This window comes from Streptomyces sp. NPDC026659 (assembly GCF_040638245.1).
Taxonomy (GTDB): Bacteria; Actinomycetota; Actinomycetes; order Streptomycetales; family Streptomycetaceae; genus Streptomyces.
Map to the genome: position 1 here is coordinate 25,271 of NZ_JBEZXY010000018.1, position 19,135 is coordinate 44,405.

The window sequence follows — 19,135 nt, forward strand, 5'->3', positions numbered from 1 at the left end:
GGCGCTGTCCGTGGAGCGGGAGGCCGCGGGCTCTGTCCATGGAGGATGGCGGAGGCGCCCACGCTCTGATCGTGGGCCGCAGGCGCAACCCGATCGGGTGGGCCGGGCGCGCGCCGTCGCCGTGGTGCGGCGGCGCGCTGGTAGCGGTGGGGCATGCCGTTCAACCTCCCCCCGCGTCCGATCCCCGGCCTCCGTCGCGTACGCCGTCGCAAGGCGGGTCTGCTCGCCTCCGCCGTCGCGGTCTGCCTGGTCGCCGCCGGAGCCCCCGCCGAGCCCCTGGGCATCGGCGACCGGCTCTACCCGACCCTGGGCAACCCCGGCTACGACGTGGCGTCGTACGACCTCGCCTTCACCTACTCCGGCAGCAACGACAAGCCGCTGAGCGCCGTCACCACCATCCGGGCCCGGACGACCGCCACGCTCGACCGCCTCAACCTCGACTTCGCCCACGGCACGGTCGAGTCCGTCGAGGTCGACGGGCGCCCGGCCCGGTTCACCGGCGCGGGTGAGGACCTGGTCGTGACCCCGGACCGCCCGCTGCCGCTCGGCAGCTGGACCCGGATCACCGTGCGGCACACCAGCGACCCCGTCGCCGCGAAGGACCAGGAGGGCGGCTGGGTCCGCACCACGGACGGCCTCGCCATGGCCAACCAGGCCGACGCCGCGCACCTGGTCTTCCCGTGCAACGACCACCCGTCCGACAAAGCGATGTTCACCTTCCGGATCACCGCCCCGAACGGCTACACGGCCGTCGCCAACGGACTGCCCACCGGCACCACCCGGGGCGCCCGCACCACCACCTGGGCCTACCGCTCCGCACACCCCATGGCCACCGAACTCGCCCAGGTGTCCATCGGCCGCTCCACGGTCGTCCACCGCGAGGGCCCGCACGGACTGCCGGTGCGCGACGTCGTGCCCACCGCCGACCGTAAGGCCCTCGAACCCTGGCTCGCCAAGACGCCCGGCCAGATCGCCTGGCTGGAGGGCAAGGTCGGCACGTACCCCTTCGAGACCTACGGCGTGCTCATGGCGCAGGCCAGCACCGGGTTCGAGCTGGAGACCCAGACCCTCTCGCTCTTCGAGAAGGGCATCTTCACCGAGCCCGCCTACCCGAAGTGGTACATCGAGTCGGTCATGGTGCACGAGCTGTCCCACCAGTGGTTCGGCGACAGCGTGAGCCCCCGCACCTGGTCCGACGTGTGGCTGAACGAGGGGCACGCCACCTGGTACGAGGAGCTGTACGCCGATGAGAAGGCGGACCGCCCCATGGCGGACCGGATGAAGGCCGCCTACGGCGCCTCCGACCGCTGGCGCGAGGCGGGCGGCCCGCCCGGCCGCCCCAAGCCGCCCGCCCCCGGCCAGAAGATCGGCATCTTCCGCCCCAACATCTACGACGGCGCCGCGCTCATCCTCTACGCCCTGCGCCAGGAGATCGGCCGCCCCGCCTTCGAGCGCCTGGAGAAGGTCTGGGTCCAGCAGAACCGGGACTCCAGCGTCGGCACCGCCGACTTCGTCCGGCTCGCCTCCGCGATCGGCGGCCGCGACCTGACCGGCTTCTTCCACGACTGGCTCTACGGCGCGAAGACCCCGCCCATGCCCGGCCATCCCGACTGGAAACCGGCCGCCCCGGCCCCGGCCAAGAGGGCCGGAGGTCCCAAGGGCGGCGCCTGAGCCCAGGCCCCGCTCCGACCCGCATCCGCCCCCGCGATAACGCGGTGACGGGACGTGTCGTGCCGTGCGACCATCTTCGAGCGGCGCGGCACGGTACCCGGGGAATCTCCCGGGGTACCAGAACGTTGTCCCTCATGTCCGGCCGCCTTCGCGGCCCGGACCGCATCCCATCGACGTAAGGACCCAATGACCTCCTCTTCTTCCCCTTCCCAGGACTCCCAGCGGCGCGCGCACGCCTACCCCGAAGGGCTTCGGGCCGATGCCCTGATGGAAGAGGACGTCGCCTGGAGTCACGACATCGACGGTGAGCGGGACGGCGACCAGCTCGAACGCTCCGAGCGTGCGGCCCTGCGCAGGGTCGTCGGACTGTCCACCGAGCTGGAGGACGTCACCGAGGTCGAGTACCGGCAGCTCCGTCTGGAGCGGGTCGTGCTCGTCGGCGTGTGGACCACCGGCACCGCGGCGGACGCGGACAACTCCCTCGCGGAGCTGGCCGCCCTCGCGGAGACGGCGGGCGCCCTGGTGCTCGACGGCGTGATCCAGCGCCGTGACAAGCCCGACGCGGCCACCTACATCGGCTCCGGCAAGGCGCTCGAACTGCGCGACCTCGTGCTCGAGACCGGCGCCGACACCGTGATCTGCGACGGTGAGCTGAGCCCCGGCCAGCTGATCCAGCTGGAGGACGTCGTCAAGGTCAAGGTCATCGACCGTACGGCCCTGATCCTCGACATCTTCGCCCAGCACGCCAAGTCCCGTGAGGGCAAGGCACAGGTCGCGCTCGCGCAGATGCAGTACATGCTGCCGAGGCTGCGCGGCTGGGGTCAGTCGCTGTCCCGGCAGATGGGTGGCGGTCGCGGCGGCCTCGCCACGCGTGGTCCCGGTGAGACCAAGATCGAGACGGACCGGCGCCGCATCCGCGAGAAGATGGCGAAGATGCGCCGGGAGATCGCGGAGATGAAGACCGGCCGCGACGTCAAGCGGCAGGAGCGCCGGCGCAACAAGGTGCCCTCCGTCGCCATCGCGGGCTACACCAACGCGGGCAAGTCCTCCCTGCTCAACCGCCTCACGGGCGCCGGTGTCCTGGTCGAGAACGCGCTGTTCGCGACCCTGGACCCGACCGTCCGCCGCGCCGAGACCCCGAGCGGCCGGCTGTACACGCTGGCCGACACCGTGGGCTTCGTCCGGCACCTGCCGCACCACCTGGTCGAGGCGTTCCGCTCCACCATGGAGGAGGTCGGCGACTCCGACCTGATCCTGCACGTGGTGGACGGCTCGCACCCCGCCCCGGAGGAGCAGCTGGCCGCCGTGCGCGAGGTGATCCGGGACGTCGGCGCCACCAGCGTGCCCGAGATCGTCGTGATCAACAAGGCGGACGCGGCCGACCCGCTGGTCCTCCAGCGGCTGCTGCGCGTCGAGAAGCAGTCCATCGCCATCTCGGCACGCACCGGCCAGGGCATCGAGGAACTGCTCACGCTGATCGACGACAAGCTGCCCCGCCCCTCGGTCGAGGTCGAGGCGGTCGTCCCGTACACGCAGGGCAAGCTCGTCGCCCGCGCCCACACCGAGGGCGAGGTGATCTCCGAGGAGCACACCGCGGAGGGCACCCTGCTCAAGGCCCGGGTGCACGCGGAACTGGCCGCCGAACTGGCGCCCTACACGCCCGCGGCCACGGCCTGACACCTCCGCGCGGCGCAGCCCGACGCTCACACGACGAGGCCCCGCCGACCCTCTCCTCACGGAAGGGCCGGCGGGGCCTCGTCGTGTCCGGGGGACTCAGTTCCCGGCGAACTGCTTGCTCACCGAGTCGTACACACCCTTGGCCACCTCACCCAGCCGGGGACCGGCCAGCCAGCCCGAGGAGGCCGGGCCGATCGAGGTGTTGGAGACCAGCGTCGGCTCGCCGCCGCTGCCCGCCTCCACCCAGCCGCCGCCGGAGGAACCGCCCGTCATGGTGCAGCCGATGCGGTACATCGTCGGGTCCGCCGCGGCGATCGACAGTCGGCCCGGCTTGTCGGTGCACTGGTACAGCCGCTGCCCGTTGAACGGCGCCGCCGCCGGATAACCGCTCGCCGTCAGGCTCTGCACGTCCGTCGCCGCCGGGGCGTCGAAGTCCACCGGCAGCGCACCGCCGACCGTCTCCTCCAGCGACTTGCCGCCGCCGCCCTGCTCCGGCGTCACATGGATCACCGCGAAGTCGTACGAGGCACCGTTGCCGCCGGTCTCGCCGCCGCCGTCGATCCACTGCTGCGAGGTCTTCGCCGAGTCGGCCCACCACACCCCGTACGGCGCGACCTCCGCGCGCGAGGCGGTCTTCATCCCGGCGGGCGAGAGGCTCTGGTTGTTGTACGACGGCACGAAGGCGATGTTGCGGTACCAGCCGCCCTCCTTGCCCGCGTGCACACAGTGACCGGCCGTCCAGATGAGGTTGGACTTGCCGGGGTGCGCCGGGTCCTGCACGACCGTCGCCGAGCAGACCATCGTGCCCTTGGGGGCGTCGAAGAACACCTTGCCGGAGGTGGCCGCGTTGGTGTGGTACGGCGCCTTGACCGCCTGCGCCTCCACCGGCTGCGGCGTCGGGTCCGTCACGCCCTCGTCGCCGGAGAGGTCGCCGTCACCGACGCTCTTGGCCGGGTCGTCGGCGTCGCGCATCCGGTCCGGGTCCCACAGACCCTTGATGATCGGGTTGATGAAGTCGTTGGCCTCGCGCAGCCAGTCGTCCCGGTCCCAGTTCTTCCAGGCGCCGTTCTTCCACTTGTCCATGTCGATCCCGTGCTCCCTCAGCTTGTTGCTGAGGTCGTCCGGAACCCTGACCTTGCCGTCGCCCACGCCCGCCGCTGTCGGTGAACCGCTCGCGTTGTCGTCGCCCCCGCAGGCGGTCGCCGTCAGCGCGAGCGCGGAGACCAGCGCGACAGCCGCCAGCGTTCTGCGGGTGCCGCCCCCTCCCCGTCGAACGATGGACGACGGACGTATGGATCGCATGGTCGTGACTCCCCCTGCTGTGAAGGAATATGGTGCTTCGACCCGTCATCGGCGGTCGACTCGGGGCGAGTTCGTGCCGAAGACGTGGCCGTCTGGGAACGGGAACACACACTATGCGGTCGCCGTGGGGGACTTCCGACGGAACCGCAACGGTTACGTCACGGCAAGGATCTTGAGGCAACCCGTAACCCGCGGGCCGGTGGGCGGTTGGTAGCGGTTGGGGGCCCGTGGCCGCTGCCCGGTCCCCGACCATCAACTCGCCTGTGGACAGCGGGGAGGACAGCGAGCCGTGGCCGTGACCGAGTCGGAGGCTGAAGGCGCGTACGGGGAAGCCCCGGCCGTGCACGAGGGGATTCTCGGGCGCCAGTCGGCGCGCGAGTCCGCGGCCCGCACCTATGCCCGCGCGCTGCCCATCGTGCCGGTGCGGGCGCGCGGCCTCACCATCGAGGGCGCCGACGGCCGCCGCTACCTGGACTGCCTCTCCGGCGCCGGAGCCCTCGCCCTCGGCCACAACCACCCGGTCGTGCTGGAGGCCATCCGCAAGGTCCTCGACTCCGGCGCCCCGCTCTCCGTCCTCGACCTGGCGACCCCGGTCAAGGACCGGTTCATCACCGAGCTGTTCCACACCCTGCCGCCCGGACTGGCCGACCGCGCGCGCGTCCAGTTCTGCGGGCCCGCCGGCACCGACGCGGTCGAGGCCGCGCTCAAGCTGGTGCGGGCCGCCACCGGACGCACCGGCGTCCTCACCTTCACCGGCGCCTACCACGGCATGACCGCGGGCGCCCTCGCCGTCTCCGGCGGCGCCGACGACGTACGGGTCGCCCGCCTCCCCTATCCGCAGGACTACCGCTGCCCCTTCGGTGTCGGCGGCGCGCACGGCGCCGAACTCTCCGCCCGCTGGACCGAGTCCCTCCTCGACGATCCCAAGTCGGGCGTGCCCCTGCCCGCCGGAATGATCCTCGAACCCGTCCAGGGCGAGGGCGGGGTCCTCCCGGCCCCGGACGACTGGATGCGCCGGATGCGCCGGATCACCGCGGAACGGTCCGTCCCGCTCATCGCCGACGAGGTCCAGACCGGTGTCGGCCGGACCGGTGCCTTCTGGGCCGTCGACCACAGCGGCATCACCCCCGACGTGATGGTTCTGTCCAAGGCCATCGGCGGCAGCCTTCCGCTGGCCGTGGTCGTCTACCGCGAGGACCTCGACGTCTGGCGGCCCGGCGCCCACGCGGGCACCTTCCGGGGCAACCAGCTCGCCATGGCCGCGGGCACCGCGACCCTGGCCCACGTCCGCGAGAACGGCCTCGCCGACCGCGCCGCCGCCCTCGGCGCCCGGATGCTGGCCCAACTCCGCGAACTGAAGAGCCGGTTCCCCTGCGTCGGAGACGTGCGAGGACGCGGGCTGATGATCGGGGTCGAACTGGTGAACCCGGAGGGCCCGAGCGCCGCCCCCGGCACCGACTCCTGCGGACCTCGCGCCGCCGCGACCCCGTGCCCGGCCGCCCCCGAACTCGCCCTCGCCGTCCAGCGGGAGTGTCTCGACCGCGGCCTGATCGTGGAACTCGGCGGACGCCACAACGCCGTCGTCCGCCTCCTGCCGCCCCTGACCATCACCGACGAACAGGCGGCGGCGGTCCTGGACCGCCTCACCGACGCGGTGACAGCCGTGGCCCGCCACCACACGGACCGGGTCAACCCACTCCGACGGCCCGCGATCCCGGCCGAACGCACCGGCTAGCGGCAACGGCCCGAACCCCTCGGCCGAGCGCCACCACCCGAACGCGCCGACCGACCGCAGCGGCCCGAACACCACGGCCGGCCGCAGCGATTCGCAAGCAGCGACCAGCCCCGGCGGCCCGCACACCACCCCCGGCCGCAGGTACCCGGGACCACCCGGCCGCCGACCTGGCCGAACCGCTCCGCCCACCGAAGCGGGGTGAACCGGCCGTCCCCGCCGACCCGGAAACCACCACCGTCGTACCGACCCGATCGCACGACGGACGGGCGCCCACACCCCGGCGCCCCGAACCCCGCGCCACAACTCCCTCATCCATGCCCTCCCGACCAGCAGTCATCCCGCATCACCCCGAACCACCCGCACAGCCCCGAGGAGCCGTCTTGACCGCCACACCCGCACCCGACGGCCGTTCCGAAACCCCCGACGAGCCGCTCGAACCCGGCGCGCCGCCCGCGCCCGCGCCGCTCGCCGAGGCCGTCCCGCAGCAGAAGCGGCGCGCCCCCGACCCGGTACCTCCGGGGGAGTCCGGCGCCGACCCGCTGGAGCACCCGGACCCGCTCACCGCCGCACAGGTGGCAGCCGTGGACAACCTGCTGCGCTGCTGGGCCCGCGAGACCGACGTCGCCGCTCCGGACGACGGCGCGCTCCACGTCCCGCTGCCCGCCAGCGGCACCGCCCTGACCGTGCCCGTCCGCCACTGGTCCCCGGCCGGATGGCACCGTTTCGGACCGCCCCGCCTGGACGGCGCCCCCGACCAGGCGCCCCCCGTCGACGCCGTGACCCTCGCCGCCCTGCTCTCCCGGGAGACAGCGGGTCACGGCAGTGCCGACTCCGGCTCCGAGCAGTCCACCGACTTCGGCTCCGCGCAGTCCACCGGTGACGGCGCCGACCTCGTCGCCCGGGTCGCCGACTCACTGCGCAACACCGCCGCCTTCCTGAACGAACGCCGCGCGCACCCCGCCGACGGACCGGACCTCTTCCTCGGCGCCGAACAGGCCCTGCTCCTCGGCCACCCCCTGCACCCGGCCCCGAAGAGCCGCGAGGGGTTGACCGAATCCGAGGCCCGCCGCTACGCACCCGAGACGCACGGCTCCTTCCCGCTGCACTGGATGGCCGTGACACCCTCCCTTCTCGCCGCCGACTCGGCCTGGACCGAGCGCGGCCGCACCGTCACCGCCACCGAACTCACCCGGCGCCTCGCCGGAATCGACCTGTCCCTTCCCGAGGACTACGCCGCCCTTCCCCTGCACCCCTGGCAGGCCCGCGAACTACGGCACCGCCCCGCCGTCGCCGCACTCCTCGACGCCGGCCTGCTCTGCGAACTCGGCCCCCTGGGCCCCGACTGGCACCCCACCTCCTCCGTACGCACCGTCTACCGCTCCGGCGCCCCCGCGATGCTCAAGCTCTCGCTCGGTCTGCGCATCACCAACTCCCGCCGCGAGAACCTGCGCAAGGAACTCCACCGGGGCGTCGAGGTGCACCGCCTGCTGCGCACCGGACTGTCCGAGCAGTGGCGCGCCGCGCACCCCTCCTTCGACATCGTCCGCGACCCGGCCTGGCTCGCCGTGGACGGCCCGGACGGGCAGCCGTTGCCCGGGCTGGACGTGATGATCCGCCACAACCCGTTCCTCCCGGCCGACGACGTGGGCTGCGTCGCCGGACTGGTCTCGCCGCGCCCGCTTGCCGCACCGGGCACCGATGCCGCACCGGCCCAGGACCCCTGGCTGCTGCGCTCCCGGCTGGCCCGGATCGTCGCGCGTCTCGCCGGTCGCACCGGCCGCCCGGTGGGAGCCGTCTCCGCGGAGTGGTTCCTGCGCTATCTCGAACAGGTCGTCCGTCCTGTGCTGTGGCTCGACAGCGAGGTCGGGATCGCCCTGGAGGCCCACCAGCAGAACACCCTGTTGCTGCTCGACCGGGACGGCTGGCCCGCCGGGGGCCGCTACCGCGACAACCAGGGCTACTACTTCCGTGAGTCCCGCCGGGCCGAACTCGACGCCCGGCTACCGGGGATCGGTGAGCGGAGCGACACCTTCGTCTCCGACGAGGTCACCGACGAACGCTTCGCCTACTACCTCGCCATCAACAACGTGCTCGGCCTGATCGGCGCGTTCGGCTCGCAGCGCCTGGCCGACGAGCGCCTCCTGCTCGCCGCCTTCCGCCGCTTCCTCGACGCCGCCGCCTCGGGACCCGCCGCGCTCCGCAGCTCCCTGCCCGGCCACCTCCTCGACTCACCCGTCCTGCGCTGCAAGGCCAATCTGCGGACCCGGCTGCACGGCCTGGACGAACTGGTCGGCCCGGTCGACACGCAGTCCGTCTACGTCACCATCGCCAATCCCCTCCATTCCTGAGGCCCGTCCCCTTATTTCCTGAGTCGCCTTCCTTCTTGAGCGGAGCAACCGGTGTCCTTCACAAGCGAGTTCGTCGGCACGCGCAGACCGGGTCCGCTCCTGGCGGCCGACGACCTGCTCGACGCACCGGCCACCTGGGGCGCGACCATGACTGCGGTGGGCCGGTTCGAGTTGGCACCGGTGCGCCTGGACCGGGACCTCGCACTCGTCCACCGCTGGATGAACGACCCGGCGGTGGCCGCCTTCTGGGAACTGGCGGGACCCCTGAGCACGACCGAGAGCCACCTGCGGGCACAGCTCGACGGCGACGGACGCAGCGCGCCGTGTCTGGGCGTCCTGAACGGCACACCCGTCGGCTACTGGGAGATCTACCGGGCCGACCTGGACCCTCTGGCCCGGCACTACCCGGCCCGCCCTCACGACACGGGTATCCACCTGCTGATCGGCGACGCCTCCCACCGAGGACGAGGGCTGGGCTCGATCCTGCTCGCGGCCGTCGCCGACCTGATCCTGGACCGCCGCCTTTTCTGCACCCGCGTCGTCGCGGAACCGGACATGCGCAACACCCCCTCCGTGGCTGCCTTCCTGAGCGCCGGATTCCGGCGCGCCGACGAGGTCGACCTGCCCGGCAAGCGGGCCGCCCTCATGATCCGTGACCGGCCTCACCCCCGGCTTTCATGACGGAGGGTGGCTGGCCCGTCACATGTTGTACGTTCTGAGATCCCCGCAGGTTCCACCTTTTCGAAAAAGAATCCGAGAAATTTCCGACCGGGAAAATCGCAGTGATCGCACCCCCCGCTCCCGTCCCCTGTTCGGCCGCCCGATTGTCAGTCGGGGGCCGTAGGGTGGTCGGGCTATGACGAAGCCCTCACTCCCCGAACTCCTCCACGCCGCCGTCGCCGCCGTCGGCGGCACGGAGCGTCCCGGCCAGGTCACGATGGCCGAAGCGGTCGCGGAAACGATCGACGACGGATCCCATCTGCTGGTCCAGGCCGGCACCGGCACCGGAAAGTCGCTCGGCTATCTCGTGCCCGCGCTCGCGCACGGGGAGCGTGTCGTCGTCGCCACGGCCACGCTCGCCCTCCAGCGCCAGCTCGTGGAGCGCGACCTGCCACGCACGGTGGACGCCCTGCACCCGCTGCTGCGGCGCCGCCCGGAGTTCGCCATGCTCAAGGGCCGGTCGAACTACCTCTGCCTGCACCGTCTGCACGAGGGAATGCCGCAGGACGAGGAGGACGGCCTTTTCGACCAGTTCGAGGCGGCGGCCCCCACCAGCAAGCTCGGCCAGGACCTGATCCGCCTGCGCGACTGGTCGGACGAGACGGAGAACGGCGACCGCGACGACCTCACCCCCGGCGTCTCCGACCGCGCCTGGGCGCAGGTGTCCGTGTCCTCGCGCGAGTGCCTGGGCGCGACCAAGTGTGCCTACGGTGCCGAGTGCTTCGCCGAGATGGCCCGCGAGCGCGCCAAGCTGGCCGACGTCGTCGTGACCAACCACGCCCTCCTCGCGATCGATGCCATCGAGGGCGCCCCCGTGCTGCCCCAGCACGAGGTGCTGATCGTGGACGAGGCGCACGAACTCGTCTCCCGCGTCACCGGCGCCGCCACCGGCGAGCTCACCCCCGGCCAGGTCAACCGTGCCGTCCGCCGGGCCGCGAAGCTCGTCAACGAGAAGGCCGCCGACCAGCTCCAGACCGCGGCCGAGGGCTTCGAGCGGCTGATGGAGCTGGCCCTGCCCGGCCGCCTGGAGGAGATCCCGGAAGACCTCGGCTACGCCCTGGCCGCACTGCGCGATGCCGCCCGCACGGTCATCACCGCGCTCGGCTCGACCCGCGACAAGTCGGTCCAGGACGAGGACGCGGTGCGCAAGCAGGCCATGGCCTCGGTGGAGACGGTGCACGGCGTTGCCGAGCGGGTACTGAACGGCTCGGAGTGGGACGTCGTCTGGTACGAGCGCCACGACCGTTTCGGCGCGTCCCTGCGCGTCGCCCCCATGTCGGTCTCCGGCCTGCTCCGGGAGAAGCTCTTCGCGGACCGCAGCGTCGTCCTCGCCTCGGCGACCCTCAAGCTCGGCGGCGACTTCAACGGCGTCGGGGCCTCCCTGGGGCTCGCCCCCGAGGGGCAGGAGGGCGACGACCTGCCGCAGTGGAAGGGCCTCGACGTCGGCTCGCCGTTCGACTACCCCAAGCAGGGCATCCTCTATGTCGCCAAGCATCTCGCCCGCCCCGCGCGGGACGGCGACCGCGCCGACATGCTGGACGAGCTGACCGAGCTGATCCAGGCCGCGGGCGGCCGCACGCTCGGACTCTTCTCCTCGATGCGGGCCGCCCAGCTCGCCGCCGAGGAGCTGCGGGCGCGCATTCCCGAGTTCCCGATCCTGCTCCAGGGCGAGGAGACCCTCGGTGAGCTGATCAAGAACTTCGCGGCCGATCCCAAGACCTGTCTCTTCGGCACGCTGTCGCTGTGGCAGGGCGTCGACGTGCCCGGGCCCAGCTGCCAGCTGGTCGTCATGGACAAGATCCCGTTCCCGCGTCCCGACGACCCGCTGATGAGTGCCCGGCAGAAGGCGGTGGAAGACGCGGGCGGCAACGGCTTCATGGCGGTCGCCGCCACGCACGCCGCGCTGCTCATGGCGCAGGGCGCGGGTCGTCTCGTCCGGGCCACTGGGGACAAGGGTGTCGTCGCGGTACTGGACCAGCGCCTCGCCACGGCCCGGTACGGCCAGTATCTGAAGGCTTCGCTGCCCGAGTTCTGGTACACCACGGACCGTAACCAGGCGCGCAAGTCGCTCGCGGCGATCGACGCGATGGCGAAGCAGGCGGAGGGGAAGTAGGCCCCGCGGCCGTACCTTCGCACAAGGAAGCGGCCGTACCTTCGCGCAAGGAAGAGGGAAAGGCAGGAGCCCCGGAACCGGCGCAGGGGTTCCGGGGCCCGCTCAGGGGGACGGGCCGGGGGCCCGGTCCGCCGCGGTTGTCACACGCGGCGGAGCACCGCGACGACCTTGCCCAGGATCGTCGCATCGTCGCCGGGGATCGGCTCGTAGGCGGCGTTGTGCGGGAGGAGCCAGACGTGGCCGTCCTCGCGCTTGAAGCGCTTGACCGTAGCCTCGCCGTCGAGCATGGCCGCCACGATGTCGCCGTTCTCCGCGACGGGCTGGCGGCGCACGGCGACCCAGTCGCCGTCGCAGATCGCGGCCTCGATCATGGAGTCGCCGACGACCTTGAGCACGAACAGCTCGCCGTCACCGACCAGCTGCCGGGGCAGCGGGAAGACGTCCTCGACCGACTCCTCGGCGAGGATCGGGCCGCCCGCCGCGATGCGGCCGACCAGCGGGACGTACGACGCGGCCGGCTTGCCCGCCGTGTCGGTCGGCTGCACGGTCACGGTCTGGTCGGAGCCACGCACTTCGTAGGCGCGGGGGCGGTGCGGGTCGCGGCGCAGGAAGCCCTTGCGCTCCAGGGCCATCAGCTGGTGCGCGACGGAGGAGGTGCTGGAGAGGCCGACGGCCTGGCCGATCTCGCGCATGGACGGCGGGTAGCCCCGCCGCTGCACCGAGTCCCTGATGACCTCGATCACGCGGCGCTGCCGGTCGGTGAGACCCGAGCTGTCCGCGCGGATGCCTGGAGGTCGGCCCGGCAGGGAGCGCTTGTGCCCTTCGGGATTCGTGGCTTCGTTCATCGTGTGCGCGGGCTCGGTCCGGCCGTCGGCTCGGCCCTGGGCGGTGATGGTGGCACTGTCGGCGGTGGTGGTCACGTCGGCCCCTCTCGATGGTCTCCCTGCTGCACAACGGTAGTTGCTTTCGAAAGGTTGCGCCAAACACACGTTCGAGTGAAAAAGCGTGATTCACCTGACGCGATCAAGTGTCCAGGTGTATGGCTCACGCGATCCATGTTGGGCAAAATGCCCATTGCTGTACTCTTCACCACCGGGCGGGCGGCCTCGCGCGCGCCGCCCAGTGTGTCATCCGGGGCTCCTCCGGCGGCCTGCGGGTGCTGCCGGCCCCCGGCAGGGCTTTCCCGGGGCCTCCCCTGTGGACTGGAGCGGACCGCTCTCGCGGGCGGTGTTCACCGTAGCCCCGGGCCTCTCCCCGCGGCGCGGAGGAGCCCCGCGTGTCCGTCCAGGACGGCGTCGCGCCCGCCCCGCGCCCACCTCGTACCCGCTCTCGCGCGCCGACACGCGTGTCGGCCTCGGTGTTCGAGGTGATCCCCACATGTAGTGGTTGGATGGCTACAGATACCCACAAGTTGTGTTCGTTGCCGGTCCAGGGGTCTTCCGCACCTCCGCGATCGCCTATGCTTAGGTGCTGCTTCGCGGGGCTCCTGAGGTCCGGCGAGGCCATCGAGTCTGCTGTGAGGAGGGTTGGAGATCATGCACTGCCCCTTCTGCAGGCACCCCGACAGCCGTGTGGTCGACAGTCGTACGACCGACGACGGCACGTCGATCCGCAGGCGCCGCCAGTGCCCTGACTGCTCCCGTCGTTTCACGACCGTGGAGACGTGCTCGCTCATGGTGGTCAAGCGGTCCGGAGTCACCGAACCGTTCAGCCGCACCAAGGTCATCAATGGCGTGCGCAAGGCGTGCCAGGGACGGCCGGTCACCGAGGACGCGCTCGCCCAGCTCGGGCAGCGGGTCGAGGAGGCGGTACGGGCGACCGGAAGCGCCGAGCTGACCACCCACGACGTGGGACTGGCCATACTCGGTCCGCTGCAGGAGCTCGACCTCGTCGCCTACCTGCGATTCGCCTCCGTCTACCGGGCGTTCGACTCGCTCGAGGACTTCGAGGCCGCGATCGCGGAGCTGAGGGAGACGACGCGCGGCCCCGCCGCGGACGACGAGGACGCGGAAGCGGGGCGCCAGGAGGACCAAGCCGGGCAGCCGAGGACCTCTCAGGTCCCGGTGCCCGCGCACGCCGCCGAATGACCGGCCGGCCGGAAGACGGGAGCGATCCCGCAGTCCGGCCGGAGGGCGGCTCACTTAGACCTGTCGCGGGTGGCGCCGATGGTGCCCGCGACGCAAGACAGAACACGTGCCCTGGGAACATCGGGGCACTTCAGGGCGTTTTGCCCGACAGGGAGGCGGCATGACAGAGACGGCGAGCGGTCCGGCACGAGGTTCCCGAGCGAAGGGCACCAAGGCCACCAAGGGACTGCGCATCGAGCGCATCCACACGACCCCCGGCGTGCACCCGTACGACGAGGTCGAGTGGGCGCACCGCGACGTCGTCATGACCAACTGGCGCGACGGCTCGGTCAACTTCGAGCAGCGTGGCGTCGAGTTCCCCGACTTCTGGTCGGTGAACGCGGTCAACATCGTCACCAGCAAGTACTTCCGCGGTGCCGTCGGCACCCCGCAGCGTGAGGTCAGCCTCAAGCAGCTGATCGACCGCATCGTGAAGACGTACCGGAAGGCCGGCGAGGACTACAAGTACTTCGCCTCGCCCGCCGACGCCGAGATCTTCGAGCACGAGCTGGCCTACGCCCTCCTGCACCAGATCTTCAGCTTCAACAGCCCGGTCTGGTTCAACGTCGGCACGCCGCAGCCCCAGCAGGTCTCCGCCTGCTTCATCCTGTCCGTCGACGACTCCATGGAGTCGATCCTCGACTGGTACAAGGAAGAGGGCATGATCTTCAAGGGCGGTTCGGGCGCCGGTCTGAACCTGTCCCGCATCCGCTCCTCCAAGGAGCTGCTCTCCTCCGGCGGCAACGCCTCCGGCCCGGTCTCCTTCATGCGCGGTGCCGACGCCTCCGCCGGCACCATCAAGTCCGGTGGCGCCACCCGCCGCGCGGCCAAGATGGTCGTTCTCGACGTCGACCACCCCGACATCGAGGACTTCATCCAGACGAAGGTCAGCGAGGAGGAGAAGATCCGCGTCCTGCGCGACGCGGGCTTCGACATGGACCTGGGCGGCGACGACATCACGTCCGTCCAGTACCAGAACGCCAACAACTCCGTCCGCGTGAACGACGAGTTCATGAACGCGGTCGAGGGTGGCACCGACTTCGGCCTGCGCGCCCGCATGACCGGTGAGGTCATCGAGAAGGTCGACGCCAAGTCGCTGTTCCGCAAGATCGCGGAGGCGGCCTGGGCCTGCGCCGACCCGGGTATCCAGTACGACGACCAGATCAACCACTGGCACACCTGCCCCGAGTCCGGCCGGATCACCGCGTCGAACCCGTGCAGCGAGTACATGCACCTGGACAACACGTCCTGCAACCTCGCCTCGCTGAACCTGATGAAGTTCCTCAAGGACGACGGCAAGGGCAACCAGTCCTTCGAGAGCGAGCGCTTCCAGAAGGTCGTCGAGCTGGTCATCACCGCGATGGACATCTCGATCTGCTTCGCGGACTTCCCCACCGAGAAGATCGGCGAGAACACCCGCGCGTTCCGCCAGCTCGGCATCGGCTACGCCAACCTCGGCGCCCTGCTGATGGCGACCGGCCACGCGTACGACTCCGACGGCGGCCGCACGCTCGCCGCCGCCATCACCTCCCTGATGACGGGCACCGCCTACCGCCGCTCCGCCGAGCTGGCCGCGATCGTCGGCCCGTACGACGGCTACGCCCGCAACGCCGACGCCCACAAGCGCGTCATGAAGCAGCACGCCGACGCCAACGCGACGGCCGTCCGCATGGACGACCTGGACAACCCGGTGTGGGCCGCCGCCACGGAGGCCTGGCAGGACGTCGTGCGCCTCGGCGAGGAGAACGGTTTCCGTAACTCCCAGGCGTCCGTGCTCGCCCCGACCGGCACCATCGGTCTGGCGATGTCCTGCGACACCACCGGTGTCGAGCCCGACCTCGCGCTGGTCAAGTTCAAGAAGCTCGTCGGCGGCGGCTCGATGCAGATCGTCAACGGCACGGTCCCGCAGGCCCTGCGCCGCCTGGGCTACCAGGAGGAGCAGATCGAGGCGATCGTCGCCCACATCGCCGAGCACGGCAATGTGATCGACGCCCCGGGCCTCAAGGCCGAGCACTACGAGGTCTTCGACTGCGCCATGGGCGAGCGCGCCATCTCCCCGATGGGCCACGTCCGCATGATGGCCGCGATCCAGCCCTGGATCTCCGGTGCCATTTCCAAGACGGTCAACATGCCGGAGACGGCGACCGTCGAGGAGGTCGAGGAGATCTACTTCGAGGCCTGGAAGCTCGGCGTCAAGGCGCTCGCGATCTACCGCGACAACTGCAAGGTCGGCCAGCCGCTCTCCGCCAAGAAGAAGGAGGACGAGAAGGCCGAGGTGACCGCGAAGGCCGAGGCGACCATCCGCGAGACGGTCGAGAAGGTCGTCGAGTACCGCCCGGTCCGCAAGCGCCTGCCCAAGGGCCGTCCCGGCATCACCACGTCCTTCACGGTCGGCGGCGCCGAGGGCTACATGACCGCCAACTCCTACCCGGACGACGGTCTCGGCGAGGTCTTCCTGAAGATGTCCAAGCAGGGTTCGACGCTCGCGGGCATGATGGACGCCTTCTCCATCGCCGTCTCGGTCGGCCTCCAGTACGGCGTGCCGCTGGAGACCTACGTCTCGAAGTTCACCAACATGCGCTTCGAGCCGGCCGGTATGACGGACGACCCGGACGTGCGGATGGCGCAGTCGATCGTCGACTACATCTTCCGCCGCCTGGCGCTGGACTTCCTGCCCTTCGAGACGCGCTCCGCGCTCGGTATCCACTCCGCCGAGGAGCGTCAGCGTCACCTGGAGACCGGTTCCTACGAGCCGGCCGACGACGAGGTCGACGTCGAGGGTCTGGCCCAGTCCGCCCCGCGTCAGACCGAGCTGAAGGCGGTCGCGACCCCCAAGGCCGAGGCCGAGTCGGTCAAGCCCGCTCCCAAGCAGGCCCACACCAGCGCCGAACTCGTCGAAATGCAGCTGGGCATCCAGGCCGACGCCCCGCTCTGCTTCTCCTGCGGCACGAAGATGCAGCGAGCCGGCTCCTGCTACATCTGCGAGGGCTGCGGCTCGACCAGCGGTTGCAGCTGAAACTGGGCGGAATTGCATCGAGTGCAACACTCGGCAAACGCTCACCTGACAAGTAATCCCTGATGAGAGGGGCGTCAGCCTCCTGCTGACGCCCCTCCCGCGTAGCGGCTGGCCTGGGGATACACCCGCCGCTGAAGCGCACGCAACAATGTTGCATCCAGCGCAACCGCCCAACAGGTCCCCGGTGAAGGTGATACAGAGGAAAATTCATGGACTATGTAGTCCACGATCTCGGTCGTCAGCCCAAGGGGGCGACCGCAGTCATCAATCTGTCCGGAAGCGCAGCCAATGTGCGTCTGATGGACTCCAGTAACTATCAGAAGTACAAAAGCGGGCGAGGCCACAGGTGTATCGGTGGGCTGGCAAGGACCTCTCCGGTACGTCTTGCGATTCCGAGTAGCGGCCACTGGTACGTGACCGTTGATCTGATGGGCCTCAAGGGCAAGGTGAGGTCTTCGGCCTCCGTCGAACCGCCCCCGCTGCCCGTGCTCCGCCCGAGCAATGCTGGTTCCCTGGCCGATATCAGGCATGAGCCGCCGCCTTACTCCGCAGGCCGTGGTGAGCCCGTACGAGATGTCTTCATCTCCCATGCAAGTGAAGACAAAGAAGCCGTGGCCCGACCGCTGGCGCAGTATCTGCAAGAAGCCGGCATCTCTGTGTGGCTCGACGTTATCGAACTGAGGATCGGCGACAGCCTCCGCCGCAAGATCGACCACGGGTTGGCTAACAGCCAGTTCGGCATCGTAATTCTCTCGCGCCACTTCTTCGAGAAGGGGTGGCCCCAGTATGAACTCGACGGCTTGGTGACGAGGTACGTGACGGGGCAACAGAACCTGCTGCCCATCTGGCACAACGTCACCAAGGATGAGGTTATGGCGCAAAGCCCGTCCCTGGCCGACAAGTTGGCGAGAAGCACCGCTCAGTTCACGGTCGAGGAGATCGCCAGCGAGATTGCTGATGTGATTCGAGAGAGCCGAGAGGGCGGTGCTCAGCGTGATGCTGGGTAACTCGAATCTCATACCTGAGAATTCCGGCGGAGAAGCCGCCGGATGGTGATCGGCTGACCCTTCGGAGGGGTCAGCCGATCACCGCAGCCAGAACGAGACGTCTTGTACCGCATCCAGGCATGCATGACATCACGTTCTGAGCTGCAACGCAAAGTGGCACGAAAGGAACTGTGATCATGTCCAAGAACCCACGTCAGACAGGTAAGAAGGCCGCGTCGGCCGCAGCCAAGGTCCTGGCCAACCCGAAGTCGACCAAGGCCGAGAAGTCTGCGGCGGCAAGCGCGCTGTCGCAGACGCCGTCCAAGAAGAAGTAACACCTGAAGGTGCCCAGGGCCTGCGCCCTGGGCACCCCAATCCTCAAGGGCACCCATGGCAGGCCCAGCGTAACCAACTCAACGATGATGCGTTAGACGCAACATGAGCAGTGGGGTGGGCCTGCCAGGTGCTGCGCACCTGATGCTTGCTGACGGGGTCGTGCATCTGGACCCCGAGACAGCCGTCTTCGAGGCGATGCTGGAGGGGTGGGCCCGGGAGCAGCGGGCCAGGTTTTTGGACTGGGATGGCACGATCAAACCGCGCCTCGCCCTTATCAGGCGATTTTCCGACTTCACCAATGAGTACCCATGGCAATGGCAGTCTGCCGAAGTTGACGCATTCATGAATTCCCTTCGGGATAGGCGACCAACCTTCGCGGCGTCAACTGGGCGGAGCTATCGGAACGCGCTGCGAATGTTCTGCGGTTACGTCACGGATGCTCGTTATGGCTGGCCGGCAAAGTGCTTTGATTCCTTTGGTCAAGCGCCATTGCAGATTCTGCACGAGTGGAACACCATCGGCCACTCTAGTGAATATGAAGGTGATTCGGAACGGCGCCCCCTCACTTATGACGAGGTGCAAGCCCTATTCGATGCAGCGGATGGACGGGTCGAGGACATCAGAGCCCGTCGCCGCAAGGGCGCTTTGGCAGCCATGAGGGATGCCGTATTACTCAAAATGGTATACGCATACGGGCTGCGTCGGCAGTAGGCTGTGCGCCTAGATCTACATGATCTGAGGAGGAATCCCAAGGCTCCATCGTATGGGCGTTTCGGGGCGATTTTTGTTCGCTACGGTAAATCCTCAAAGGGCGGTCCGCCGAAGCGGCGAACCGTGTTCACGGTTCCCGAGTTCGACTGGGTGGTTGAATTGCTGGATCACTACATTGAAGAGATTCGGCCGCTTGCGTCGCGAGGTAAGCACCCCGCCCTGTGGATTACCGAGCGTCTAACAGCAGCTAACACAATGAGGTGACTCGGCCCTGATGGCCGTGTCGAGGAAGGTAGTTAAGCGTTCGCCTGGTGTGGGGACGTCGCCGTGGATCGTGTCGGATGAGTTGTGGGACCTCCTGGAGCCGCTGCTGCCGCTGCGCGAGCGGCGCCTT

At 69.7% G+C, this 19,135-nt stretch carries 13 protein-coding genes and 1 pseudogene; 12 read left to right on the forward strand and 2 right to left on the reverse strand.

The window, feature by feature from the left end; all coding sequences use genetic code 11:
- Positions 1 to 153: 153 nt before the first annotated feature.
- Positions 154 to 1,671, forward strand: coding sequence for a M1 family metallopeptidase (locus AB0E91_RS30850; RefSeq protein ID WP_361788614.1), 1,518 nt, complete (start codon positions 154 to 156; stop codon positions 1,669 to 1,671).
- Positions 1,672 to 1,857: 186 nt separating this feature from the next.
- A complete protein-coding gene (gene hflX, locus AB0E91_RS30855; protein WP_361788616.1) occupies positions 1,858 to 3,348 on the forward strand; it encodes a GTPase HflX in 1,491 nt (496 codons plus the stop codon).
- Positions 3,349 to 3,444: 96 nt separating this feature from the next.
- On the opposite strand, the gene AB0E91_RS30860 is transcribed toward hflX, so the two are convergent.
- Positions 3,445 to 4,650, reverse strand: coding sequence for a hypothetical protein (locus tag AB0E91_RS30860; protein ID WP_361788618.1), 1,206 nt, complete (start codon positions 4,648 to 4,650; stop codon positions 3,445 to 3,447).
- A 289-nt stretch (positions 4,651 to 4,939) separates the two neighbouring features.
- On the opposite strand from AB0E91_RS30860, the gene AB0E91_RS30865 reads away from it, so the two are divergent.
- The 4 genes from AB0E91_RS30865 (at position 4,940) to AB0E91_RS30880 (ending at position 11,566) form a co-directional block, all read left to right on the forward strand.
- Complete coding sequence (locus AB0E91_RS30865; protein ID WP_361788620.1) at positions 4,940 to 6,385, forward strand: diaminobutyrate--2-oxoglutarate transaminase family protein; 1,446 nt, start codon at positions 4,940 to 4,942, stop codon at positions 6,383 to 6,385.
- A 380-nt stretch (positions 6,386 to 6,765) separates the two neighbouring features.
- Positions 6,766 to 8,733: an IucA/IucC family protein gene (locus AB0E91_RS30870; RefSeq protein ID WP_361788622.1), complete on the forward strand. Its 1,968-nt coding sequence runs from the start codon at positions 6,766 to 6,768 to the stop codon at positions 8,731 to 8,733.
- A gap of 99 nt (positions 8,734 to 8,832) precedes the next feature.
- Positions 8,833 to 9,414, forward strand: coding sequence for a GNAT family N-acetyltransferase (locus tag AB0E91_RS30875; protein WP_361788636.1), 582 nt, complete (start codon positions 8,833 to 8,835; stop codon positions 9,412 to 9,414).
- Between the two features lie 175 nt (positions 9,415 to 9,589).
- A complete protein-coding gene (locus AB0E91_RS30880) occupies positions 9,590 to 11,566 on the forward strand; it encodes an ATP-dependent DNA helicase (RefSeq protein ID WP_361788624.1) in 1,977 nt (658 codons plus the stop codon).
- A 140-nt stretch (positions 11,567 to 11,706) separates the two neighbouring features.
- On the opposite strand, the gene lexA is transcribed toward AB0E91_RS30880, so the two are convergent.
- Positions 11,707 to 12,486, reverse strand: a complete 780-nt coding sequence (gene lexA, locus AB0E91_RS30885; protein WP_161183172.1) for a transcriptional repressor LexA — start codon at positions 12,484 to 12,486, stop codon at positions 11,707 to 11,709.
- Between the two features lie 615 nt (positions 12,487 to 13,101).
- Between lexA and nrdR the strand changes: the two genes are divergently transcribed.
- The 6 genes and pseudogenes from nrdR to AB0E91_RS30915 all read left to right on the forward strand — a co-directional run.
- On the forward strand, positions 13,102 to 13,653 hold the full coding sequence (gene nrdR, locus AB0E91_RS30890; protein WP_361788626.1) for a transcriptional regulator NrdR: 552 nt from the start codon (positions 13,102 to 13,104) through the stop codon (positions 13,651 to 13,653).
- Between the two features lie 160 nt (positions 13,654 to 13,813).
- Positions 13,814 to 16,708: a vitamin B12-dependent ribonucleotide reductase gene (locus AB0E91_RS30895; RefSeq protein WP_361788628.1), complete on the forward strand. Its 2,895-nt coding sequence runs from the start codon at positions 13,814 to 13,816 to the stop codon at positions 16,706 to 16,708.
- Between the two features lie 209 nt (positions 16,709 to 16,917).
- Positions 16,918 to 17,715, forward strand: coding sequence for a DUF1883 domain-containing protein (locus AB0E91_RS30900; RefSeq protein ID WP_361788630.1), 798 nt, complete (start codon positions 16,918 to 16,920; stop codon positions 17,713 to 17,715).
- Positions 17,716 to 17,891: 176 nt separating this feature from the next.
- The gene (locus AB0E91_RS30905; protein ID WP_329268144.1) at positions 17,892 to 18,029 is read left to right on the forward strand and encodes a hypothetical protein; all 138 of its coding nucleotides are present in this window, start codon (positions 17,892 to 17,894) and stop codon (positions 18,027 to 18,029) included.
- Positions 18,030 to 18,132: 103 nt separating this feature from the next.
- Positions 18,133 to 18,741, forward strand: coding sequence for a phage integrase N-terminal SAM-like domain-containing protein (locus AB0E91_RS30910; RefSeq protein ID WP_361788632.1), 609 nt, complete (start codon positions 18,133 to 18,135; stop codon positions 18,739 to 18,741).
- Positions 18,742 to 19,019: 278 nt separating this feature from the next.
- Positions 19,020 to 19,135 (forward strand): annotated as a pseudogene (locus AB0E91_RS30915) (IS5/IS1182 family transposase); the annotation flags it as partial.